20 protein-coding genes and 3 pseudogenes are annotated in these 21,595 nt (G+C 62.9%); 11 read left to right on the forward strand and 12 right to left on the reverse strand.

Features of this window, described 5'->3' with window-relative positions:
* Positions 1 to 2: 2 nt before the first annotated feature.
* The 5 genes from AC1DZ8_RS15255 to AC1DZ8_RS15275 are packed head-to-tail and all read left to right on the forward strand — an operon-like array spanning position 3 to position 4,141.
* Positions 3 to 683, forward strand: coding sequence for a hypothetical protein (locus AC1DZ8_RS15255; RefSeq protein WP_477304428.1), 681 nt, complete (start codon positions 3 to 5; stop codon positions 681 to 683).
* Between the two features lie 58 nt (positions 684 to 741).
* A complete protein-coding gene (locus AC1DZ8_RS15260) occupies positions 742 to 1,620 on the forward strand; it encodes a hypothetical protein (protein WP_477304426.1) in 879 nt (292 codons plus the stop codon).
* Positions 1,621 to 1,648: 28 nt separating this feature from the next.
* Positions 1,649 to 2,401 (forward strand): hypothetical protein, encoded by a 753-nt coding sequence (locus AC1DZ8_RS15265; RefSeq protein ID WP_477304424.1) that lies wholly within the window; start codon positions 1,649 to 1,651, stop codon positions 2,399 to 2,401.
* An 18-nt stretch (positions 2,402 to 2,419) separates the two neighbouring features.
* Positions 2,420 to 3,262: a hypothetical protein gene (locus tag AC1DZ8_RS15270; protein WP_477304422.1), complete on the forward strand. Its 843-nt coding sequence runs from the start codon at positions 2,420 to 2,422 to the stop codon at positions 3,260 to 3,262.
* An 18-nt stretch (positions 3,263 to 3,280) separates the two neighbouring features.
* On the forward strand, positions 3,281 to 4,141 hold the full coding sequence (locus AC1DZ8_RS15275; RefSeq protein WP_477304420.1) for a hypothetical protein: 861 nt from the start codon (positions 3,281 to 3,283) through the stop codon (positions 4,139 to 4,141).
* A 35-nt stretch (positions 4,142 to 4,176) separates the two neighbouring features.
* On the opposite strand, the pseudogene AC1DZ8_RS15280 reads toward AC1DZ8_RS15275, so the two are convergent.
* The 6 genes and pseudogenes from AC1DZ8_RS15280 to AC1DZ8_RS15305 form a co-directional block, all read right to left on the reverse strand.
* Positions 4,177 to 5,860, reverse strand: a pseudogene (locus AC1DZ8_RS15280) (tetratricopeptide repeat protein).
* A 125-nt stretch (positions 5,861 to 5,985) separates the two neighbouring features.
* Positions 5,986 to 7,626 (reverse strand): ABC transporter substrate-binding protein, encoded by a 1,641-nt coding sequence (locus AC1DZ8_RS15285; protein ID WP_477304418.1) that lies wholly within the window; start codon positions 7,624 to 7,626, stop codon positions 5,986 to 5,988.
* 195 nt (positions 7,627 to 7,821) lie between these two features.
* Positions 7,822 to 8,808, reverse strand: a complete 987-nt coding sequence (locus AC1DZ8_RS15290) for an alpha/beta hydrolase (RefSeq protein ID WP_477304416.1) — start codon at positions 8,806 to 8,808, stop codon at positions 7,822 to 7,824.
* 3 nt (positions 8,809 to 8,811) lie between these two features.
* Positions 8,812 to 9,489, reverse strand: a complete 678-nt coding sequence (locus AC1DZ8_RS15295) for an isochorismatase family protein (protein ID WP_477304414.1) — start codon at positions 9,487 to 9,489, stop codon at positions 8,812 to 8,814.
* Positions 9,490 to 10,794: a M24 family metallopeptidase gene (locus tag AC1DZ8_RS15300; RefSeq protein WP_477304412.1), complete on the reverse strand. Its 1,305-nt coding sequence runs from the start codon at positions 10,792 to 10,794 to the stop codon at positions 9,490 to 9,492.
* 322 nt (positions 10,795 to 11,116) lie between these two features.
* Positions 11,117 to 12,013 carry a GlxA family transcriptional regulator gene (locus AC1DZ8_RS15305; RefSeq protein WP_477304563.1) on the reverse strand — a complete coding sequence of 299 codons (897 nt, stop codon included), beginning with the start codon at positions 12,011 to 12,013 and terminating at the stop codon, positions 11,117 to 11,119.
* Between the two features lie 181 nt (positions 12,014 to 12,194).
* Between AC1DZ8_RS15305 and AC1DZ8_RS15310 the strand changes: the two genes are divergently transcribed.
* Positions 12,195 to 12,692 (forward strand): GAF domain-containing protein, encoded by a 498-nt coding sequence (locus AC1DZ8_RS15310; RefSeq protein WP_477304410.1) that lies wholly within the window; start codon positions 12,195 to 12,197, stop codon positions 12,690 to 12,692.
* Positions 12,693 to 12,706: 14 nt separating this feature from the next.
* Here AC1DZ8_RS15310 and AC1DZ8_RS15315 read toward each other — a convergent pair whose 3' ends face one another.
* The 3 genes and pseudogenes from AC1DZ8_RS15315 to AC1DZ8_RS15325 form a co-directional block, all read right to left on the reverse strand.
* On the reverse strand, positions 12,707 to 13,756 hold the full coding sequence (locus AC1DZ8_RS15315) for an alpha/beta hydrolase family protein (protein WP_477304408.1): 1,050 nt from the start codon (positions 13,754 to 13,756) through the stop codon (positions 12,707 to 12,709).
* Between the two features lie 185 nt (positions 13,757 to 13,941).
* Positions 13,942 to 14,991 (reverse strand): helix-turn-helix domain-containing protein, encoded by a 1,050-nt coding sequence (locus AC1DZ8_RS15320; RefSeq protein WP_477304406.1) that lies wholly within the window; start codon positions 14,989 to 14,991, stop codon positions 13,942 to 13,944.
* A 100-nt stretch (positions 14,992 to 15,091) separates the two neighbouring features.
* Positions 15,092 to 16,171 (reverse strand): annotated as a pseudogene (locus AC1DZ8_RS15325) (FAD-dependent oxidoreductase).
* Positions 16,172 to 16,219: 48 nt separating this feature from the next.
* On the opposite strand from AC1DZ8_RS15325, the gene AC1DZ8_RS15330 reads away from it, so the two are divergent.
* On the forward strand, positions 16,220 to 16,924 hold the full coding sequence (locus AC1DZ8_RS15330; RefSeq protein WP_477304404.1) for a TetR/AcrR family transcriptional regulator: 705 nt from the start codon (positions 16,220 to 16,222) through the stop codon (positions 16,922 to 16,924).
* Between the two features lie 3 nt (positions 16,925 to 16,927).
* Here the strand turns inward: AC1DZ8_RS15330 and AC1DZ8_RS15335 are convergent, their stop codons facing one another.
* Positions 16,928 to 18,004 (reverse strand): YeiH family protein, encoded by a 1,077-nt coding sequence (locus tag AC1DZ8_RS15335; protein ID WP_477304402.1) that lies wholly within the window; start codon positions 18,002 to 18,004, stop codon positions 16,928 to 16,930.
* Between the two features lie 70 nt (positions 18,005 to 18,074).
* On the reverse strand, positions 18,075 to 18,338 hold the full coding sequence (locus tag AC1DZ8_RS15340; protein ID WP_477304400.1) for a hypothetical protein: 264 nt from the start codon (positions 18,336 to 18,338) through the stop codon (positions 18,075 to 18,077).
* A gap of 15 nt (positions 18,339 to 18,353) precedes the next feature.
* Here AC1DZ8_RS15340 and AC1DZ8_RS15345 point away from each other — a divergent pair, with 15 nt between their 5' ends.
* From AC1DZ8_RS15345 to AC1DZ8_RS15355, 3 genes are all read left to right on the forward strand, one after another.
* Positions 18,354 to 18,815: a GNAT family N-acetyltransferase gene (locus AC1DZ8_RS15345; RefSeq protein WP_477304398.1), complete on the forward strand. Its 462-nt coding sequence runs from the start codon at positions 18,354 to 18,356 to the stop codon at positions 18,813 to 18,815.
* 23 nt (positions 18,816 to 18,838) lie between these two features.
* On the forward strand, positions 18,839 to 19,222 hold the full coding sequence (locus AC1DZ8_RS15350) for an ACT domain-containing protein (RefSeq protein WP_477304561.1): 384 nt from the start codon (positions 18,839 to 18,841) through the stop codon (positions 19,220 to 19,222).
* A gap of 125 nt (positions 19,223 to 19,347) precedes the next feature.
* Entirely contained in the window at positions 19,348 to 20,781 is a 1,434-nt protein-coding gene (locus tag AC1DZ8_RS15355; RefSeq protein ID WP_477304396.1) for an aldehyde dehydrogenase family protein, read from the forward strand.
* 83 nt (positions 20,782 to 20,864) lie between these two features.
* Here AC1DZ8_RS15355 and AC1DZ8_RS15360 read toward each other — a convergent pair whose 3' ends face one another.
* Positions 20,865 to 21,128 carry a hypothetical protein gene (locus AC1DZ8_RS15360; RefSeq protein WP_192253083.1) on the reverse strand — a complete coding sequence of 88 codons (264 nt, stop codon included), beginning with the start codon at positions 21,126 to 21,128 and terminating at the stop codon, positions 20,865 to 20,867.
* A gap of 155 nt (positions 21,129 to 21,283) precedes the next feature.
* Here AC1DZ8_RS15360 and AC1DZ8_RS15365 point away from each other — a divergent pair.
* A pseudogene (locus AC1DZ8_RS15365) lies at positions 21,284 to 21,535 on the forward strand (aldehyde dehydrogenase family protein); the annotation flags it as partial.
* Positions 21,536 to 21,595 lie beyond the last annotated feature (60 nt).

The raw sequence follows: 21,595 nt of genomic DNA on the forward strand, positions 1-21,595 counted from the left end.
GAATGGCCGTGCTGTTTTCAGGCCTGCCTACGATTATCATCCAGCTCTGGACCAACTCGCGGATGGAGGCGCTTCTTCAAGCCGATCCGGGCGCCGCGGCCGATCCCACATTCGCGCTGCGCAATTCCTGGGTAACGTTTGTCGCCATTTTCGTAAGCGCCATTTTTGGACTGCTGCTTCAGTCAGCGCTTGTTCGCGCCACCATCGAGGATCTAAACGGCAAGCGCCCGAACATTGGCGACTGTCTGCAGATCGCGATTCGCTTTCTGCTGCCGACCTTGGGTTTAGGTTTCCTCGTCTCGCTCGCGTCGGGCCTGGCGATGATTGCCCTTGTCGTGCCTGGCATCATCTTGTGGCTTGGCTGGTCGGTATCGGTACCAGTTCTGATCCAGGAGCGGCTTGGCGTGTTCGGCTCGATGTCGCGCAGCCGCGCCCTGACCAAGGGCAGCCGCTGGTCACTGTTCGGCATGTTCCTGGTCCTGATCATTATCGCCATGGTCATTCAGGGCGCGGCCGGCGTGCTCGTCTATCTCTTCCACGGTATCGCCGCCGTTATCGTGGCTGGCCTGGTGCAGAGTGTTATGGCGATGCTGCTGTCGGTCGCCGCCGCGGTCAGCTATGTCGAGCTGCGGCAGGTCAAGGAAGGCACCAGCGTCGACGAGCTGGCGGAGATATTCTCGTAAGGGTTGGAACCGCCTTGGCCCGGCCGGGCCAAGGCATGTGCCAGGGCAGGGAGGCACCGTGACGTCACTGGCGCAGCAACGACCGGAAAAATTCCGCATCGGCAGGGTTTTCAGCAACAGCTTTGCGGTCATCGGCCGCAATCTCGGCTTCCTTGCTGTGGTTGTCGGACTTTTTTCGACCCTGCCCGCACTGTTGTACAACCTCTGGAACCTGTCCCGGGTTGCCACGATGGTGGGCGCAGGTGGCGCCGGGAACGCCGCCGCTTTCGAAACGTCAGCCATGGAGGACTACTCGGCCCTGTCGATAGTCGCTTCTTTGATTATCTTTGGGCTGGCTTTGCTGGTGCAGGCTGCACTGGTGAGGGCGGCGATCGAGGATCTGAACGGAAAGCGGCCCGTCATCGGCGACTGCATCCAGATTGCATTGCGCAGCTTCTTCCCCACGCTCGGCATAGGCATGCTGGTCATCCTCGTCCTGGTGGTGGGGGGTTTTGTGATGGTTTTCATGGCCTGGGCCATTCCCCTTCTCGGGTGGCTGATCGGGCTCGCCCTGGCGTTGATCCCCGCTTTCATCTGGCTGATTTCCGTATCGGTTTCCGTGCCCATTGCGGTTCAAGAGAGGCTTGGCGTATTCGGCTCGATATCGCGCAGCCGAGCCCTGACCAAGGGCAGCCGATGGTCGATATTCTGGCTGCTGCTGATCATCGGCGTGGCGGCAATGCTCATCCAGGCGGTGTTCTCTTTGTTTTTCGGACTGGCAATCGCCAGCACCGGCGGCATCACCGGTGTCGGGGTCATTGTCGGGGCGATCGGCAGCAGTCTTGTGTCGACCATCTTCTCAACGATGCTGTCGGTGACGGTTGCCGTCAGCTACGTCGAACTGCGCCAAGTCAAGGAAGGCACCAGCGTCGACGAACTGGCGGAGATATTCTCGTAACGTGCCGTCGCCTGAAGGGGGAAACATCATGGCGTTGGCAGCGACGGTCCAATTCGACAAGTTCCGCATCGGCAGGGTCCTGGGCAACAGTCTTGTGGTCATCCGCCGCAATCTGGTCCTATGCCTTGGCCTGTCATTGGTCTTTTCGGGTCTGCCGCGGTTCCTGGTTCAGTTCGCGGCCTGGAAATGGTTGACTGGTTTCGAGCAGTTCGCGCCGCAGCGCCTGATTTTTGCTGTCGTGGGCGGCCTGATCGCGATGGTGCTCGCGGCTGTCGTGCAGGTCGCGCTGGTGCGCGTTGCCATCGAGGATCTGAATGGCAAGCGCCCGGCGATCGGCGATTGCATGGGCACCGCCATTTCCGTGCTGCTACCGGCGATCGGCATCTCACTGCTGGCCACTTTGGGGGCCGCGCTCGGTCTGCTGCTGCTGGTCGTGCCCGGCGTCATCCTGTTTCTGCGCTGGTCGGTCGCCGCTCCCGTGCTGGTGCAGGAACGGCGTGGCGTGTTCGGCTCGATGACGCGCAGCGCCGAACTGACCAAGGGAAGCCGCTGGCCCCTTTTGGGGATCTGGGTGATCATGATTGTTGCTGCCAGCGCCTTGGAGCTGGCCCTGGCCAAAATCCTTCCGGCCGTCGGCACAACAGCGGCCCTCTCGCTCGACGCGCTCAACACCACGCTTATCTACATGATGTCGTCAATTCTGCCGGCCGTGAGCTACGTCGAGCTGCGCCAGGTCAAGGAAGGCACCAGCGTCGAGGACCTTGCGGAGATTTTCTCTTGAGCCAACGGCGGTAAATTCATGGCGTGGGCGACCCAGGGGCAGTCGGAGAAATTGCGGCTGGGGAAGGTGATCAACAACACCGTCTCTTTCATCGGGCGGAATTTGATCTTCTCGCTCGTTGTGGGCGCTCTGTTCTTCGTTCTACCCGCCTTGTTGGCCAGGCTGGGGGTCTTTTCGTATTTGTCCAGACTGCCTTCTATTGCCTGTGGCGGCCAATGGGCGCCCGAGGCCTTCATGCTGGCTTCCGGACTGTTGGCCACGGCGCTGAATTTCGTAGGATATGCGGTCCTGTCGAGGGCGACGATAGACGGCATCAAGGGCGATCGCCCGTCGGTTGGCGGCTCCATTCAGGCAGCCCTGCGGTACTCTCTCCCGATCGTGGGGATAGGTTTTGCAATCTATCTCGCCGTCTTTTTCGCGAGCTACGCGATGCTTCGCACCGGATTGCTCACTCCGTCTGAAGCCCTCGCTGCGCTCGCTGTTTTGGTCGCGCCCTTCATTCCTTGGGGGCTGCGAACCTCTGTCGCCGTTCCTGTGGCGATACTGGAGAGGCTCGGGGTGAGAGCTTCAATGTTGCGCAGCCGCGCTCTGACCAAGGGGCATCGCTGGCCGATATTCGGGCTGTTTTTGATCGTCATTACGCTTTTTGTCGTCAGGCACGTGGGCTTGGCTTTGGCAGTTGTATTTGTCTTGTCGGCGCTTACTCCCGTCTCTGCCTTCATCGTCGGGTCGCTCCTGGACGCACTCGTCTGGGCGATTATCTGGATGCTGGCCTCAATCGCCATCACCGTCACCTACATGGAGCTGCGCCGGATCAAGGAAGGCGCCAGCGTCGGTGAACTGGCGGAGATTTTCTCTTGAGCGAACGGCGGTAAATTCATGGCGTGGGCGACGCAGGGGCAGTCGGAGAAGTTGCGGCTGGCAAAGGTGATCAGCAATACCGTCGCCTTCCTGGGGCGAAATTTGATCCTCTCACTGGCGGTTGGCGTAGCGTTCTTCGTCCTCCCCTTGGTCCTGGTTGATCTGTGGACCTTTTGGTATTGGCCGAAGCTGGCATATCTGGCCGATGCATATGGCAACAGCCCATGGGCGATCGTGCTCAATGTGGGCTCGGCCCTGGTTTCCGGCTTCCTGGGCGTCGCGCTGAATCTCCTGGGTCTCGCGATGCTGTCGAAGGCGACGATTGACAACGCTAACGGCAATCGTGCGTCGATCGGCGGCTGTATTCGGACAGCTCTGCGCCATGTTCTGCCGATCGTGGGCATAGGCCTGGTGATCTATCTTGTCTATTTTGTCGCGCGTTTCGCGATACTTGCTGCCAGTTTGATCATCCCTTACGGGGGGCCAATCGCATTCGTTATCTTGATCGCGCCCTGTGTCATGTGGGGGCTGGGAATTTCGATTGCTGTTCCCGCCGCGGTACAGGAGAGCCTTGGGATAGACGCTTCGATGTCGCGCAGCCGCGCCCTGACCAGGGGATACCGCTGGCCGATATTTGGGCTGGTTTCGATCGTTTTTGGGCTGGTTGTCGCCCTGCGGTTGGGATTGTTCTTCGGGACTGGATTTGCGCCAGTTGCGATTGCTTCATCGTCTGATGCGATCACTGGCGCAATCCCACGCGCCGTCGTCTCGGCAATCGTTTGGCTGGTCGCATCGGTTGGTGTCGCAGTCACTTACGTCGAGTTGCGCCGGGTCAAGGAAGGTACCAGCGTTGAAGATCTGGCAGAAATTTTCTCCTGAAGACGAAGCTGCTCGTTTGGCCGGGCGGCCCGGATTCAGTGGCAGCAACTATGGTCCGCTTGCACGCTCGTCCGGCATAGGCACGATGAGGTGATCGCCACATCCGCCTTGGCCAATGCTGCGGCAAGCTTCGCCTGCAGCCCCGGCAGCTCCATGTTCTCGCTGCGCCGCTTCAGGCATTCGACCAGCCCGTGCAGCGACCAGACATTGTCGGGGTGCTGGGCGCAGCGTTGCACCTTGCCGCTCAAACCGAGATCGTCGCGATAGACCTGCTCGGCCTCCTTAGCGTGGCCCTGGTCGAGCAGCAGGGCCGCCAGCGCGTGGCGCGGCGGATGCATCCAGGCCCATGGCTCGGTGTAGGACAGATTGTCGTCGAGCTCGACCGCTTGGCGCAGGTGCGCATAGGCCTCGTCATGCCGGCCTTGGTGATAGGCTAGCTCGCCGTCGAGAAGAGCCGCGCCGACGGCCAGCGAAGCCCGCGTCGGATTGCTAAGGAAGCGCCGTTCCGGCGGAATGCTCGCGACATGCTTGCGGAAGTTTTCGCGCTCGCGCTCGGCCGCTGAAAATTGCTTGAGCGTGGCATGGGCGACGCCCTTGGCGTAGTGCTGCATGGCGGCGGTCAGCACGTAGAGCGCCGGTTCGTCCACCATCGGCTCGTCGATGATTTCCTGCCAGCGCCCGAAGCGCACCTGCACATGCGATTTCATCGCGTGATAGCCTTCGACCGTCTGGGTGAGCTTCGGCCGGTCTTGGATGGCGACCACGTCGCGCGTCACCAGGTCGCACCTTGTCGGCCGCCCAAATTGCCGGCTGGTACTGGCCAAGGAACATGCAGGTGAACATCATCAGATGCAGATCGTGGCAGCAGCCGAGCAGGTAGTAGGTCGGCTCGGCTGCATAGGCGAGGTAGAGGTCGTTGGCCCGCACCGCCTTTTCGCTGGCGAGCTTCGCCTTTTCGTAGTCGCCGCAAAGCACATGGATATGCCCCGGCATGTGGTTCATGTGGCCGGCATCGGGGCACATGGTGCCGAGCAAATCCGCCGAACGAACACCACGCTCCGGCTGCGTCGACATTTCGAGCAGATGGATGTGCAGATGCAGGATCGCCGGATGCGGTGCTGTGCCGGCTTCGTCCGACAGCCGGACCGAGCGCTCGCAAGCGTCCAGCGCCTCCAGCACATCCGAGTTCGGCGCCGGTCTGCCGGTCTTCAAATCCCACAGCCGCCGCACGGTGCGCATCATCAGCGCCTCGACGGTCAGCGCCATCACATCATGGTCGTCGGGGAAGTCGCGAAAAACCTGCCGCATCGCGGCGGCATAGGCATTGTCCCATTGTTCGAATTCCGCAGGCTCGACGCCGTGCGGCTGCTGGAAGCGGACAGCCAACGCCTCGATCAGCCGCTGTTCGACGGGGCTGGCGTTGGCCGCATGGGTGCGTGCCAACTGTACCTGCTCGAAGCAGCGCTTGGCTGCACGGTTCGCCTCATCCTTGCCGTGCTCCTTCCAGGTGAGGTTGTAAAAAGGCCCGGCGGCATAGGCGATGCCCCAATGCACGAAGGCGCAATCAGGGTCGGTCTCCAGCGCCTTCTCGAAGCACTTTATGCCTTCCTCATGGTTGAAGCCGTAGCACCAGTTCAGCCCGATATCGAACCAGCGCTGCGTCTCGGCCGAGGCGGTGGAGATGGGGCGGCGATAGGTGCCGAGGTCGAAATGGTCCATGCCTGATTCGCTCTGAGCCGAAAGTCGGTCAGGCGCAATCTGTGCCAAAATTTGTGGCGATGGCAAATGGCATTCGGCCGGCGCGGCTCATTCGAACCGCGCCGGCCCAACAGTCCCGGGAGGGATCAGCTCTCCAACCACACCTTCTCGAAATGCTGCTCCAGTGACTGGTGCTGCTCGCAGCCTTGCACGCCCTTGCGATAGGTGCGGTAGACCGAGCGCCAGTAGGGCTGGATGATGATGCCGGCATCGCGCAGATTCTGCTCGATCTTGGCCATGATCTCCTTGCGCTGGGCGGCGTCCGGCGTTGCCAGCGCCTTGTCGAGGAGTTCGTCGAATTCCTTGTTGGCATAGGCGCTTTCGTTCCAGGCAGCACCCGATTTATAGGCGAGCGCCAGCACCTGGACGCCGAGCGGGCGGCCCAGCCATTCGGTGGTGGAGAAGGGGTATTTGCTCCAGTCGTTCCAGAAGGTCGCCGCCGGCAGCACGGTGCGCTTGATCTTCAGCCCGGCCTCGCGCATCTGCGCGGCGATCGCGTCGCCGGTGCTCTTTTGCCATTCGACGTCGACCGAAATCAGATCGAATTCGTGGTCGGCCTTGCCGGCCTCGGCGAGCAGTTTCTTCGCCTGGTCCATGTCGCGCTTGGCCGGGCCGATATCGGCGAATTCCGGGTGCATCGGGCCGACATGGTGGTTGTCCGCGGGCTTGCCGCGACCGCCGAGACCAAGCGTCAGCACGGCGGAATTGTCGACGGCAAGCTGGGCGGCGCGGCGCACCTTGACGTCGTCATAGGGCGCATTGCCGACATTGAAGCGGGCGACGATGGTCGAGCCGGTGGCGATCTCGGAATTCTGCAAGCCCATCTGCTCGGTCTGCGAGACGGCGTCCGAAGCGGTTTCGTGGTCGGTGTCGATCTCGCCGGATTCGAAGGCCGACAGCATGGCGTTGGGATCAGAGCCATAATCGACCCATTTGATGCCATCGAGATAGAAGTCGCCTTTCCACCAGGGCTTGTCCTTGCGCTTTACCTCGGCACTTGTCTCGGCATTCCAGCTGACCAGTTCGCAGGGGCCGGTGGTGATCGCCAGCGCCTTCATCGGGTCGTCGCCGCCCTCATAGGAGCGATGCATGATCAGCGCCGGATAATCGGCCATCCCGGCGATCAGCGAAATGTCGGGCTTCGGCAGATTGAGTTTGACGGTGAAGTCGTCGACCTTTTCGATGCCGCCATCGACCGGCTTCTTGGTGTCTGCATTGACCAGCGCGCCCATGCGCGCGGCGACCGAATTGCCGGCCACACCTGCATCGCACCAGCGGTTGAGATTGTGGATCACGTCGTCGGCATTGAAGGCATCGCCGTTCGACCAGGCGATGCCTTTGCGTACATGCAGCGTGATAGTTTTGGCGTCATCACTGGTTTCCCAGCTTTCGAGCAGCCACGGTTCGAAGGTGAAGTCGCGGTTCCAGCGCACCAGATATTCGTTGCAGTGGCGCGCGACATTGGACATTTCCACGCCGTCGAAAGTGCGCGGATCCTTGAACCCCTTGACGTTCATGGCGACGCGCAAGGTGCCGCCGCGCTTCGGCTCCTCGGCCCGGGCGGGCGAAGGGGCAAGACCGCCCAGCGCCAGCGCGCCGGCAGCACTCACGCCGAAGCCGGCCATGATGGCGAGATATTCGCGGCGGTTTATCCCGCCTTTCCTGAAATCGTCGGCAACGGGTTTCGCCTTCGGATGCAATCTTCTGTCGGTCAGCATGAATTTCATCGTCGTTCCCTCTTGTTGGGCGCCCCGACAAACCGCTTCTGTTTGGAAAGGAGATGCGATCGCCGGGGCGCCGTTGCCTGAGCAGACAATGATAGGGCGGGCTGACGCAGGGAAATGTTCGAATTTCCGCAGTTCTTGTGCGTTGCTCCGCAGAGCGGCAGTGAGATCAGCCAAGGAAATGCGGATGAAGCAGGCTCAATACGGCCAGTCGTTCTTGCCGAGCACGGCGACGGCGGCGATGGCCGCAAGGGTGCATACGAACGCCTCGCCGGCGCGCGGAACGCTTTTGCGGGCACGCAAAAAACTGTGCACCAGGCGCGGCTCCTCATACCACCAGGCGCGGCCGCCGGCGGCAACGATCCGGTCGCGATAGGTCTCGCCGTCCGATGACAGCGGATCGCACTGGGCAGTGACGATGACCGTCGGCGGCAGGCCGGAGAAATCGCTGTCTCGCAGCGGCGAAAATGTCGGGTCGTCGGGCGACTGCGCCGGGCCTGACCGGATATTTCGGTAGGACTCGATGTCGCGCAGCGTCAGCAGCGGCGCTTGCGCGTGCTCGACATATGAGCCGGCGTTCTCATCGCCGCCGAGGCCGGGGTAGATCAGCACCTGGCCGACAGCGTGGCGTGGGTGGCGGCGCGCTGCGTGCGCGACTGCTGCGGCAAGGTTGCCGCCGGCACTTTCGCCGGCGAGCACGATCGGCAGATCAGTCGTCTGCGCCGCCCATTCGAAGGCGGCAAGCGCATCCTCGAACGCAGCCGGGTGCCGATGTTCCGGCGCCAGCCGGTAGTCGGCCGAGACGACGTCGAAGCCGGTGCCGGCGCAGATCTCTGCGCAGATGTCGTCATGACTGTCGAGCCCGCCAAGCACAAAGCCGCCGCCATGGTAGTAGACGACGATGGCGCGCACGGGCTTGCCCGCCATCCGGTAGTAGCGGATCGGGATGACGTGTCCTTCATCGGCGGCAATGATGCCGTCGCTGGCCGAAACGCCCTTGGGATAACCCTGATGGAAGGCGCGGCACATGGCGTCATAGACCGACCTTTGCTCGGCGATCGGCAGTTCGGCGATTTCGGGCGGGAACCAGTCGTCGACCAGGTCGATATAGTCCCACAGCGGCGGGTCCAGCCTCGTGGCGTATTTTCCCCGCCTGGCTGTCTTGAGCTTGTGGACCGTGCCCATCTCTCAGAGCTCGCCGTAGAGCCGGCCGGCATTTTCAAAGGTGAAGCGCAGCGGCACCGAACCCTCGACCTGCCATGCATCGACCGTGTCGCCCGCCATCAGACGGCAGGCGTCGATGGTGTTGGTGACGGCGCCGCCATAAAGCCGGTTGGCGAGGTTGAGGATGGCGGTCTGGTGCATGGCGGCACTGCCGCTGCCGCAGGCATCCTTGACCAGCAGCACACGAAAGCCGGATGCCACCGCGTCCTTCACGGTGGCGTCGACGCAGGCCTCGGTCCAGACGCCGGCGACGATCAGCCATTCGATGCCGCGGGACTTGAGGTCGCGCGCCGCCGGCCCCGAACGGAAGGCGCTGGCCTCCGCCTTGATCAGCAACGCCTCGCCATTGGCCGGCGCCACCTCATGACAAATCTCTGTCAGCGGATCGCTCTTGTCGGAAAAGGCGGACTTGCCGTCGGCATCGAGCGGATGGAACGGCCGCGCCTTGGCGGTATCGACGATGTAGGCCCAGTGGTAGAGCGGCACGAAGTTGCGCCGGGCCGCCGCCTGCAGGTGCTGGACATTGGCCAGCACCTCGCCATAGCCCTCGACCAGATAGCGCTTGTCCTGCCGATGCTCTTCCTGGAGGTCGATGAACACCGTGGCCACCGTGCCGCGTTTGATCGAGATGGGTGCCTTCATCTAGGCAGCCCCTGCAAGAAACTCATCCTCATAGGGAAAGCGCGACAACAACTCGGTGCCGGTGTCGGTGATCAGGATCTCGTCCTCCAGCTTGACGCCCTCGCGGCCGCCTTTCTCACCGATATAGCTTTCCACGCTCACCACCATGCCGGGCACGACAATGCCGTCGCGGCCATAGGTCTCGTAGTCCATGGCATGGGCAATGAATGGCGTTTCGCCATGCATGCCGACGCCGTGCATGACTGAGGTATAGCGCTGGTCGACGAAACGGTCGGGGATTTTCCACGCCTTTTCGGCGATCTCGCGAAACGTCATGCCCGGTTTGACGATCGAAATGTTGTGCTGAACCTGGTCGTGCGCCATGCGGTAGAGCGATTTCTGATAGTCAGTCGGCTTGCCCGGCCCGCAGCGGAACGTGCGCGAAAAATCGGAATAATAGCCGTAGCAGCCGATTGTGTCGGTATCGAGCGCCAGAAGCTCGCCCGGCCGGATCTTGCGGCCGCTGGCCTCGTTGAACCAAGGGTTGGTGCGTTGTCCGGAAGTGAGCAACCGCGTCTCGATGAACTCGCCGCCCTGGCGGATCACCTCGCCATACATGATGGCGAACAACTCGTTTTCGGAAACGCCGGGCTTGATCGCTTCGCGCACGGCATAGACGGCAGCCTCGGCGCCAGCCATCGACACCTGCAGGCATTTAACTTCCTCAGGCGTCTTGACCGCCCGCACCGCCAGGATTTCGCCCTGGCAATCCCTGACATCGCAGCCGCGCTTTTCCAGCGCCAGTGCTTGCAGATGGCTGCAGCGGTCGAGGCCGAGCTTCATCGAACCGCCGCCATGCTTCTTCAAAAGCTCGGCGATCTCGTCGGCGAAGGGGCCGGCGGTCTCGTCGTCGCGGCCCGACACCGAGGACCATACCAACTTGGACGGCCGCGCCTCGTCGATCGTGTCGAGCACCATCGAGACATGGTAGCTCTGCGGGTATTCGAACAGCACGATCGGCCCTTCGGTCGGGATAAAGAAATAGCGCGTCGAATTGCGCAGGAAATAGCCGAACATGTTGCGCGAGCCGGTGGCGTAGCGCTGGTTGTAAGGGTCGAACAAAACCACGCCGCCATAGCCGGCCTCGCGCATCCAGCCGCGCAGTTTGACAAGCCGGCCCTTGCGCAGCGCGTCTGCATCGATGAAGGACGGCTCGGTATCTGACAGCCACATGCCGCCGGCAGAGTCGGCCGCGGCCGGGTGGCGCATGCGGTCTTTGAAGTCGACATCCTCCGTACTGTCGGGGTCGAAAACGACGATGCTCATGGGTGCGCCTCCTGAAGGCATGACCATAGCCGGGTGTGGCAGAATGGCTGTGCGAGAATCCGCAGGTGTCGTGCGAAATGCCGCCGGAAGAGGTGTGTGTGCAAAGGGCAATGTAGCGATCCTTCGCGCCCCCCTCTGTCCTGCCGGACATCTCCCCCACAAGGAGGGAGATTAGCAGCTTTCGCGTCCCGCTCGTTCTGCAACGTTGGTGATTGGCAAAAGCCGAGGCGACATCTGATCTCCCCCCAAGTGGGGGAGATGTCCGGCAGGACAGAGGGGGGCGCTGTCCCGCCAGCATCTCAAAGCGTTAGTGCCACGCCAACTAATGCCGCCGCATGGCCTTCGGCGCATGTCCATGCTCTTCCCTGAATGCCCGGGCAAAGCTCGACATCGACGCAAACCCGCAGGCCAGCGCCACGTCGCGCACCATCAGCGTCGAATGCGCGAGCAGGTCGGCGGCGCGCCGCAGCCTCAGACGTCGGTAATAACCATTGGGCGAAATGCTGAGCTCGGCGCGGAAATTGCGCTCCAGCTTGTCGGAGGAGACGCCGAGCTTCGCCGCCAGCTCAGTCATGCCGAGCCGCTCCTCGACCGCATCCTCCATGATGGCAATGGCCGACAGCACAAGTTCGTTCTGGACGCCGGTGCGCAGCCTGAGCGGCATCAGTTTGCGGTCGACGCTTGAGCGCAAAGGGCTGTGCACGAACCATTCGGCGACACCGGCCGCAAGCTCGCTGCCATAATCGTTGGTGATGATCTCCAGCATCATGTCGAGGCTGCCGACGCCGCCGGCCGAGGTGAAGCGCTTGCGGTCGATGACATAGAGGTCGCGCCGAAGCTCGATGTCTGGGAATGCCTCGGTGAAGGCCGCCTGGCTGGTCCAGTGCAAGGTGCAGGCATGGCCGTCAAGCAAGCCGGCCCTGGCGAGGAAGAACGCCGCATCGGCCACCGCGCCGATATGGGCGCCGCCCCGCAGGCTCTTGCGCATCCAGGCAACCGCATCGTCGGCGACAAGCAAGTCCGCATTGCCGCCCGAGCAGACGACGATGCGGTCGACCTTCGGCGCGCCAGAGGCTGAGAAGCCCGGTTGTATGATAACCCCATTGGACGCCTCGACCGCGCCTTCGGCAGCGCCGACGATCACCCAGCGGTAGCACTCGCGTTTGGCCAGAGCATTGGCCGCGCGCAGCGGCTCGATTACCGAACTGAACGCCATCATCGGAAAGCCGGGAAAGACCAGCACGGCGAAGGTGAGAGGGCCTTCGCTCGCTGCCGGCTGCACCCGATCCTGTCTTCTGCTGGCATGGACGGTATTCACAATTGTGTATTTCCCAGGCGCGTCATTGGTGGCAGACAGGGATATAGCGGGCATCTTGGCTCGCCGGCAACGGAGACGAACCATGTTTGCGGCCCAGACCATCGACAGCACCGACAAGCCAGCCTTCTACCGCGAACTGGCCACCCAGTTGAAGGCGCTGCTGGACGGCGAGAGCGATTCGGTCGCCAATGCCGCCAACACATCGGCGCTGATCTTCCAGATGGTGCCCGACCTCAACTGGGCCGGCTTCTATTTCCTGGCCTCCGACGAGGAACTGGTGCTCGGGCCCTTCCAGGGCAAGCCAGCCTGCGTGCGCATCGCCGTCGGCAAGGGCGTGTGCGGCACCGCGATCGATCTCGAAATGTCGATGCTGGTCAAGGATGTGCACGAATTTGCCGGCCACATCGCCTGCGACGCCGCCTCGCGCTCGGAGCTGGTGGTGCTGCTCAGGGACAATGACGGCGTCTTCGGCCTGATCGACCTCGACAGCCCGACGCCCGGCCGCTTCGACAAGGACGACCAGGCCGGCATCGAGGCGCTTGCCGCGATCTATGTCGCGGCAAGCTCGTTCGAGGACTGAGATAGCCCCTCGGCCTACGGATTGGTTTTCAGTGCGTTATTGAAGGCCGCGACCGCCATGTCGATCAGTTGCGCATGAATCTCACTGCGTGGTCGACCTGCGCCATCATCGCACACCGGGTCGCCGATCTCTTCAGACACGATGATGTCGGCCGCATCAGGCTTGCACTCTCCGAACATGCTGTAGTGGCTGGCATCCGCGATCGTCGCGTAGCGCGCATTTGCAACCGCTTTCGCGATGCCGGAGGCGTCGGTGGTCAGGGGGATTTTTCCAGGCCGGCCGAGGTTGACGATATCGACCGGAATCGTGATCCCGGCGAAACTCCTGGTGTCGAATACATCGGATGGGGCGGGATCTATCGCCATGGCGAAGCCAATGCGCTTATCCCTGTCGTCACGGCCGGCGAGCCGCAGATCCATGGCGTGGAGATCGACTCCGCTTTGCCTGACCCACCCGCACAGCGAGGCATTAAGACGATCCGTATCGCAGTAGGCGGCCAGCAGCTTCGGGTCGACACGGGCGCCGGCTATGGCAAGCGCGGTGTTGCCGCCCATGGAAAGACCGAGAACGCCAACTTTGCCTTGCTCGAGGTGATCCCTGAAAAAGGTGTCCGTCCCTATCGCGTCCAGTGTCGCCGCGAGATCGGCTGACCGCAGCCACAGTTTCATCGTCTCGGCGGCGGACCTTTTTGGTCCCGCATTGCCTGGATGGGTCGGAGCGGCGACGACGAAACCCTGGCTGGCCAGTGGCATTGCAATCCAGCTGAGCGCCTGCGGATTTCCCGCAAGGCCAGCGCCGTGCGACAGCAGGATGAGCGGGTATTTTTCACCTGATATCGGCGCATCGCGCATGGCTGACGTGCCAACGAAAAGTTTGCTGTCACCCAGGCTGACTGCCTCGCCGCCCGGCTGTGCGGGGTACCAGACCGTCACGTCGAGATCGATGCCGCGCTCCTTGGATGGCGCGGGAAACTGATGAACGCCGACAGCGTCGCTGGCGCTAGCCCTCTGCTGCACAGGTATGATCGAAACGAGGGCGGCGCAAAGCGCGATCCAGAACTTCATTGAATTCTCCATTGTCGAACACGCCGTAGGCCGGAGACCAAAGGCCTTCGGCTTGCAACCAGCGGTTCGGTTGTTGTGTTCATGCCGCGATATCAGCGCATCCGAACGCGGCCGGAGACCTCGATCATGATCGAGAACGTGCTTTATCGCGATTGAGTACTCAGCGCTGAATGGCTGCGCCGGCTTCAACTGCCCACAGGACTCGCAAGCGAGGGCGATTGTGCGTTCCGCTCCCGCCAGGCGAGCGGCGTCATGTCTGTGACGCGGCGGAATTCGCGGTTGAAATTCGACTTGGTCTGGAAGCCGACGGTGAGCATGATTTCGGTTACCGACTGATCGGTCTCCGTCAGCAGCCGGCGGGCCTCGGCAATGCGGTGCTCGTTGACATATTGCGAGACGTTCTTGCCCGTCGCCCGGTTGATTGCCGCCGAAATCTGCCGCGCCGGAATGCGGGCACGACGAGCCAGCCGGTTGAGGTTGAGATTGGCGTCGCGGTAGAGTTGCCTGTCCTGCATCAGCTCGTTGATCTTGGCGATCGTGTCGGCGTCTTCGCTGGCGTCGCGTGGCGAAGATGCCTCGATAGGTTCGACCAGGTTGAGCGGAACATGGCTCTGGCTGGCGGCTGCCGCCGCCACGCCAACAAAGACCAGGATGAACAGATTGGCGATGCCGATTACGGTCGCTGCGCGATCACCATGGCCGGACGAGATGTCGAAGGATACCAGAACATCAACCAGTCCCGATACGCACAGCATCACCGCCGCGGCAATGATGGCGCGATAGGCAGGGACGGCGCCGTCGAAAGGGGCGAGCCGCAGCCCGTCCGCGCCGGCGCGCAGCAGCCATAAAATGGCGGCGGCATAGATGAAGTCGATGGCGATAAGCGCGACGTCGATTGCCTCGTGCCAGGCGATCAACAACACGATGACGACGATGGCAGGCGTTGCGTGGATCGCCAGAAGCGCCGGCCATCCGCGCTTGCTGGTTCGCACCAGTCTGGAAACGCCGGCATAGAGCAGCGACGGCAGGATCGAGGCGGTTATGGGCGCGATGAAGCCTGCTTCGTTCACGCCGTAGCCCCAGCGCAGTCCGGTCAGCACCGACTGCAGCGCGCTGAGCAGGATCAGGCCAAGAAACGGCAGGTTCGGCGCGGCCTCATCCTGGCGCCTGGCGACCACCCAAAGCAAGATGAACAGCAGCAGGGCAACGACGAAGGGCAGGGGAACAAACGGCATGGTCGTTAGCGGGCTCGCGGCTGATGCGCCAAACCCTAGCCGATATGGTTTGATTCCCAAACTCGCCTGATCTCGGCGGTATCTATCCGAACTGCGTGGGTCAGCCCTTCATCCCGGTGAAAAAGCCGACGAGCCCGTACGGTGCGTTCTCGTCGAGCAAGAGCTCCAGCATCTGGTGTGCGTCGGCCGCGGCCGCTTGGCTGCGCGGGAACAGCGCCTGTTCGTAGATGGCGAGTGCCGCTTCGATGTCGCCGGGGTGCGCGGCAATCGCCTTACCGAGCGCGGCGCCGTCGAACATCGCTAGGTTCGCGCCTTCGCCGGCCGGTGGCGCAAGGTGTGCGGCATCGCCGAGCAGTGTCACCCCGGGTACGCGCTTCCATTGGTGATCGGTCGGGAGTGTGTTGATCGTGCGCAAGGTGGGCAGGGTTTCGCCGTCTGTTATCAGCGCAGTGAGCGCCGGCGTCCATCCCTCGAACTCGGCGGCGACGCGTGCCTTCGTGGCCGCAGCGTCGGTGAAGTCGATGCCGGCGAACCATTCGGCGGGGCGGTTGAGCGCCACATAGGTGTGGAGCACGGCTCCCGCCTCGCGGTGCCCGAAAATGCCTTGTCCCGGGGCAAGCGCAAACAATGTGCCGCCGCCCATCGCTTCGGCCGCCGCCGGTGTCGCTCGTCGGCGTCGTAGAGATAGGTCTCGACAAACGACGTGCCGGTATAGGTGGGCGTGGCATCCGACAGCAGCGGTCGGACCTTCGACCAGGCGCCGTCCGCACCGACGAGGAGGTCGGTGCTCACGCTCGACCCGTCGGCGAATGTCAGTTCGTGCCGGCCGGCGCCAAGCGAGGTGACGGCGGTGAGCTTCTTCCCCCACTGGATGGTCTGCGCCGGCAAGGAGTCGATGAGAATGCGCCTGAGGTCGCCACGCAGCACTTCAGGACGCCCGCCGGTACCGTCGTCTGGCTCGTCGAGCAGCACCGCGCCGCGCTTGTCGAGCACGCGCGACGCCTGCCGCCGCGAGCGCAAGCTGTCCGCTGTCAGCGTGGATATCAAGCTGTCCGCCTTGCGTGCGCGCTTCGGCCGAGGGCTCGGCCTCATAGATCGTCGCTGCTATGCCGTGGACGTGGAGGACGCGGGCGAGCGTGAGGCCGCCCAGGCCCGCACCGATGATGGTGACTGGTGACATTCTCGTCTTTCTCTGATACTTATTGGAACGGCGTTCCATTCATGTTAAATGGAACGCCGTTCCAATGATGTCAAGATGGTGCGCATGGCAAAAACGGCTCAACGGGCAGAACGACGCACGGACGCGCTCTCGAAAGAACGGATCGTCGAGGCTGCGATCGAGATCCTCGACAAGGACGGCGAGGGCGCGCTGACTTTCCGCGCACTCGCGGCGCGCCTGACAACCGGGGCCGGGGCAATCTACTGGCACGTCGCCGACAAGAATGAGCTGCTCGCGGTGGCCACCGACCATGTCATTGCTCGTGTCATGCGGGTTGGCGAGGCGAAGCCGCGAGAGGCGATCCGGGCCATTGCGCTGGGCTTGTTCGACGCGATCGACGCGCACCCCTGGGCCGGCGCGCAGCTGTCACGTGAGCCTTGGCAATCCTGCGTGGGGGAGATCTTTGAAAGCATCGGCGGCCAGCTCGATGCGCTTGGCGTCGCCGAACAGGCGCAACTCGACGTCGCGTCCGCCCTGGTGCATTACATCCTGGGCTGCGCCGGGCAGAACGCCGCGAACGCTGCCAGCGCCCGCCTCCTGCCGCCAGATACGGACCGCTCGGCGTTCCTGGCGACGATCATTGCCCGATGGACACAACGCGACCCCGCCGGCTTTCCGTTCCTGCACAAGATGGCGGCGCGGTTTCGCGAGCATGACGACCGCGCGCAGTTTCTCGCCGGTATCGACCTCATCCTGGCCGGCGCCGTCCGATAGGGATTAGGCGAACTTCACCAGCATCAGGCTGAAGCAGCCGATGAACAGGAAGGCCGAGAAGGCCAGCGCCAGCGGCCGCAGGCCGCGCGAGCGCAGCTGCGAAATGTTGGCCTGCAGGCCCATGGCGGCGAGCCCCATGGTCAGCATCATTGTGGTGCCGAGCGCCATGGCCGACTTCACTTCGGCCGGCACGGTGACCAGGCTGTTCAGTGCCACGACAGCGACGAAAGCGCCGACGAACCACGGCATGGGCGGCCGGGCCGCCGATTGGTCGCTTGACCGGTCGCTGCTCGTCTTGCGGCGCGCCATCAGGCCGAGCGCAATGACCATCGGCGCCAGCATGGCGACGCGGGTGAGCTTGGCGACGGTGGCGATCTCGCCGGACTGGGCGCCATTCTGGAAACCGGCGCCGATGACCTGCGCCACCTCATGGATCGAGGCCCCGGCCCACAGGCCGAACGCATGCTGGTCGAGGCCGAGCACCGGTGCCAGCAGCGGGAAGCCGAGCATGGCCACGGTGCCGAACAGCGTGATCGAGGCGACGGCGTAGGTGACGTCCTCGTCGCGCGCATCGGTGACGATGTTGGTGGCAACGATCGCCGAGGCGCCACAGATCGAGGTGCCGGCGGCAATCAATTGCGCCAGCTTGCGGTCGACGCCGAGCAACCGGCCGAGCGTGATGGTGAAGACGAAGGTCGCGCCAAGGGTAGCCGCAACAATGCCGACGCCACTGACCCCGATGGAGACGACCTGGCCGAGCGTCAGCTGGAAGCCGAGCAGCACGATGGCAAAGCGCAGCAGGCGCTTCTGCGAGAAGGCGATGCCGGCCTTGGCGTGAGCGGGCGTGCCGAGCACATTGGAATAGATCATGCCGGCGACGACGGCGAGGATCATCGGGCTGAACAGCGCGAAGCCGGAGACATTGTGGGCCGAGAAGGCCACGGCCGTGATCATCGCCACCAGCACGATGCCGGGGATAATGCCGTTCCACACCGAATCAAGCCGCTTGCGACCCGCGGCCAGATCGGCAGAAATCGTGCTTTTCGGAATATCGTTCGCGATGTGGGTGGCGGAAGGCAATGCAATTCTCCAGGCGACTACGCCAGAGGAATGCCATTCCTGAACCAATCTTTCCAACGAATTGTTTTGGTTAGAATGATCGGTTTTTACGAACAATCGCTTCTGACCTGACAAGAGCATCCCTGAATTCGACAGGCTGGGCCAATCTCAAAATCTTGACGGGCTGCGCTTCCTGTTCCAGCGTGGCGCCATGTCCATTTTCTCGCTCGCCATCACCAAGCGACGTCGCCTCTGCACAGTGGGGAGCGGCAAGGCGCGACGACAAACACCGGCTCACTAAATCCGGTTCGTTCGTTTCCAGCCCCGCCGCGACATCCGCCGGCGGGGTTTTCATGTCTGGAGTCTTGCTATGACCAATTCTTCCATCGAATTTCGGCCGGCCGAGCCGGCGGACGCTGCCGCCGTTAGAGACATCGTGCGCGCTGCCTATGCCAAATGGGTGCCGGTGATTGGCCGCGAGCCGATGCCGATGCGCGCCGACTACGACAAGGCGGTTGCCGAACATCCCTTCGATCTCGCTGTCGAGGACGGCCGGATCGTCGGTATGCTCGAAACCATGCTGGAGGACGATCACCTCTGGATCGAGAATGTCTGCGTCGCGCCGCAGGCGCAGGGCAGAGGGATCGGCCGGCTGTTGCTGGAGCTAGCCGAAGAGAAGGCACGCGCGGCTGGCCGCCGCGAATTGCGCCTGCTGACAAACGGCGCCTTCGAGGCCAATGTGTCGCTCTACAGGAGGCACGGCTACACGATCGACCGCGAAGAGCCGTTCATGAACGGCACGACGGTCTATATGAGCAAGAAGCTGGCGTGATCGCCGAAAACAAGGAGGATCGGATGGCAGTCAGGGTCCGGTTGAAGCCGCTCTCTGGGCGGTACGCAGTTTCGCGCCTCGAAGCAAAAGACAGCATTCCCGGCTGGGCCGACGGACCGGGTTTCGTCAGCATCACCAGGACCGAGGACGAGCTTTCGATCGTCTGCCTGCAGGAGCGGGTGCCGGACGGGGTGAAGCACGACAGCGACTGGGTCGCCCTGAAACTTCAAGGTCCCTTTGCCTTCGACGAAACGGGCATCGTGCTGTCGGTGATAAAGCCATTGTCGGAAAACGAACTTGGCATTTTCCTGGTATCCACTTTCGATGGCGACCATCTGCTCGTCAAAACGAAGGATGAGGCCGCGGCAAGGGGGCTTCTGGTCACGGCGGGGCACACGCTTCTATAGCCGTCTGGCTCAATCGCCCGCCCTTGCGTTTGACATCGCTCTTGCCGCATCGTTATCTCTGAGCCGATACGACGATCGGATGATCGCCCCCCAATCAGATCAGCAATTCCCCGAGGAGAAACTCGATGTCTCACAATCTGCAGTTCTATATCGATGGCGTCTGGGTCGATCCGGTTGTGCCCAACAGCTTCGACGTCATCGACCCCTCCAACGAGGACGCCTTCGCGCAGATTTCGCTCGGCTCCAAGGCCGATGTCGACAAGGCGGTTGCCGCCGCCAAGCGCGCCTTCGATACATTCGGCTTCACCTCGGCCGAGGAACGCCTCGACATCCTCAACCGCGTCATCGAGGTCTACAAGAAGCGCAGCGCCGATCTGGCGCTGGCCGTGTCTCGCGAAATGGGCGCACCGCGCCGGATGGCGCTCGATAGCCAGGTCGGCGTCGGACTGGCGCATCTGCAGAAGATGGCGCAAGTGCTGAAGTCGTTCGAATTCCGCCACGTCAAGGGCTCGTCCCTGATCGTCAAGGAACCGATCGGCGTCGTCGGCCTGATCACGCCGTGGAACTGGCCGCTGAACCAGATCACCTGCAAGGTCGGTCCTGCGCTCGCCGCCGGCTGCACCATGGTGCTGAAGCCGTCCGAGATCGCGCCGCTCGACGCCATCATCTTTGCCGAGATCATCGACGAGGCCGGCGTGCCGAAGGGCGTCTTCAACCTCATCAATGGCGATGGCCCGGGCGTCGGCCAGGCGCTGTCCAGCCACCCCGATATCGACATGATGTCGTTCACCGGCTCGACCCGCGCCGGCATCCTGGTCGCCAAGGCGGCGGCCGATACGGTCAAGCGCGTGCATCAGGAACTCGGCGGCAAGTCGGCCAACATCCTGTTCCCCGATGTCGACCTGGAAAAGGCCGTCAGCAAGGGCGTCGCCGGCTGCTTCAGCAACTCAGGCCAGTCCTGCAATGCGCCGACCCGCATGTTCGTGCCGCGCGATCGCCACGACGAGGCTGCCGGCTATGCCAAAACGGCGGCGGAAAAGTTCACCGTCGGCCCGGCCGATGCGGCTGGTTCCAAGCTGGGTCCGGTGGTCAGCCAGATCCAGTTCGACAAGATCCAGGACCTGATCCAGGCCGGTATAGACGAAGGCGCCACGCTGGTTGCCGGTGGCCCAGGCCGTCCGGCCGAGCTCAACCGTGGCTACTATATCAGGCCGACCGTGTTCGCCGATGTCACTCCCGACATGCGCATCGCGCGCGAGGAAATCTTCGGGCCGGTGCTGGCGATCATGCCTTACGACACCGTGGAAGGGGCGATCGGCACTGCCAACGACACCGTCTATGGCCTGGCCTCCTACATCCAGGCCAAGGACATCCAGAAGGCCCGCGAAGTCGCCGCCCGCATGCGCACCGGCAATGTCTACATCAACTATCCGCAGTGGGACGCCGGCCTGCCGTTCGGCGGCTACAAGCAATCCGGCAACGGCCGCGAATATGCCGAGTATGGGCTTGAGGATTTCCTCGAGATCAAGGGCATCGCGGGCTACGAGGCGGCGGAGTAGGGCAGGGAGACAAGGCCCTCGCTAGCTCCAATGCAATCGAATGGGCGCGGTCTCGGCCGCCTTCGCTGGTCTCGTCAACCGGGTCACCGCCCGGAGACGGACCGCCGCTTGTCATAGCCGCGGTTTGTCTCGATGATCCCAACCATGGCGCGGGTGAATTCGACCATGCTGTTTGCCGTGATGGCTGCATCGTCGGGACTCTGGCCGACGTGCTCGGCGGCTCCGCAACATGACCGGCGGATGCTGTCGTAGTGCGTAACTCTCTCATCATCAGGCAACGCCGCCAGATTGAGGGCGCGACCGTGGATCATGCGCAATAGCTGCGCCAGCGCTGTTTCGACACTCATGCGTTTTGCTCCGCATCGGTCGAGCGTCGGCACACAAATAGTGCCGGATCGTCGATCGGGAATTGGTCCCGATACGCAAAGGTTCGATCATACTTATTAATATATCGTTGAATGCTAATATACCTGGCCGTACCGATTGAGCGCCGAGGCGTTGCGAGCAGATCGGCACCGCCAACGACACTGTCTATGGCCTGGCCTCCTACATCCAGGCCAAGGACATGAACAAGGCCCGCGAAGTCGCCGCCCGCATGCGCACCGACAACGCCTACATCAACTACCCCACCCGGGACGCTGGCCTGCCGTTCGGCGGCTACAAGCAATCCGGCAACGGCCGCGAATACGCCGAATACGGGCTGGAGGATTTCCTCGAGATCAAGGGCATCGCCGGCTACGAGGCTGCCGAGTAGGGGGGCTAACGCTTTCGGGATCGGCAACCAGCCGGTCCCGGTGCCGGGGAAGCCGGCGAA

This window comes from Mesorhizobium sp. P2_F7, assembly GCF_056403695.1.

Coding starts and splice junctions, on each gene's coding strand:
- AC1DZ8_RS15350 (WP_477304561.1), top strand. CDS start 18,839: ATGGCAGTCAGGGTCCGGTTGAAGCCGCTCTCTGGGCGGTACGCAGTT.
- AC1DZ8_RS15295 (WP_477304414.1), bottom strand. CDS start 9,489: ATGAAGGCACCCATCTCGATCAAACGCGGCACGGTGGCCACGGTGTTC.
- AC1DZ8_RS15300 (WP_477304412.1), bottom strand. CDS start 10,794: ATGAGCATCGTCGTTTTCGACCCCGACAGTACGGAGGATGTCGACTTC.
- AC1DZ8_RS15265 (WP_477304424.1), top strand. CDS start 1,649: ATGGCGTTGGCAGCGACGGTCCAATTCGACAAGTTCCGCATCGGCAGG.
- AC1DZ8_RS15345 (WP_477304398.1), top strand. CDS start 18,354: ATGACCAATTCTTCCATCGAATTTCGGCCGGCCGAGCCGGCGGACGCT.
- AC1DZ8_RS15285 (WP_477304418.1), bottom strand. CDS start 7,626: ATGAAATTCATGCTGACCGACAGAAGATTGCATCCGAAGGCGAAACCC.
- AC1DZ8_RS15315 (WP_477304408.1), bottom strand. CDS start 13,756: ATGAAGTTCTGGATCGCGCTTTGCGCCGCCCTCGTTTCGATCATACCT.
- AC1DZ8_RS15330 (WP_477304404.1), top strand. CDS start 16,220: ATGGAACGCCGTTCCAATGATGTCAAGATGGTGCGCATGGCAAAAACG.
- AC1DZ8_RS15360 (WP_192253083.1), bottom strand. CDS start 21,128: ATGAGTGTCGAAACAGCGCTGGCGCAGCTATTGCGCATGATCCACGGT.
- AC1DZ8_RS15270 (WP_477304422.1), top strand. CDS start 2,420: ATGGCGTGGGCGACCCAGGGGCAGTCGGAGAAATTGCGGCTGGGGAAG.
- AC1DZ8_RS15320 (WP_477304406.1), bottom strand. CDS start 14,991: ATGCCGTTTGTTCCCCTGCCCTTCGTCGTTGCCCTGCTGCTGTTCATC.
- AC1DZ8_RS15340 (WP_477304400.1), bottom strand. CDS start 18,338: ATGAAAACCCCGCCGGCGGATGTCGCGGCGGGGCTGGAAACGAACGAA.
- AC1DZ8_RS15255 (WP_477304428.1), top strand. CDS start 3: ATGGCCGTGCTGTTTTCAGGCCTGCCTACGATTATCATCCAGCTCTGG.
- AC1DZ8_RS15355 (WP_477304396.1), top strand. CDS start 19,348: ATGTCTCACAATCTGCAGTTCTATATCGATGGCGTCTGGGTCGATCCG.
- AC1DZ8_RS15275 (WP_477304420.1), top strand. CDS start 3,281: ATGGCGTGGGCGACGCAGGGGCAGTCGGAGAAGTTGCGGCTGGCAAAG.
- AC1DZ8_RS15305 (WP_477304563.1), bottom strand. CDS start 12,013: ATGATGGCGTTCAGTTCGGTAATCGAGCCGCTGCGCGCGGCCAATGCT.
- AC1DZ8_RS15310 (WP_477304410.1), top strand. CDS start 12,195: ATGTTTGCGGCCCAGACCATCGACAGCACCGACAAGCCAGCCTTCTAC.
- AC1DZ8_RS15290 (WP_477304416.1), bottom strand. CDS start 8,808: ATGGGCACGGTCCACAAGCTCAAGACAGCCAGGCGGGGAAAATACGCC.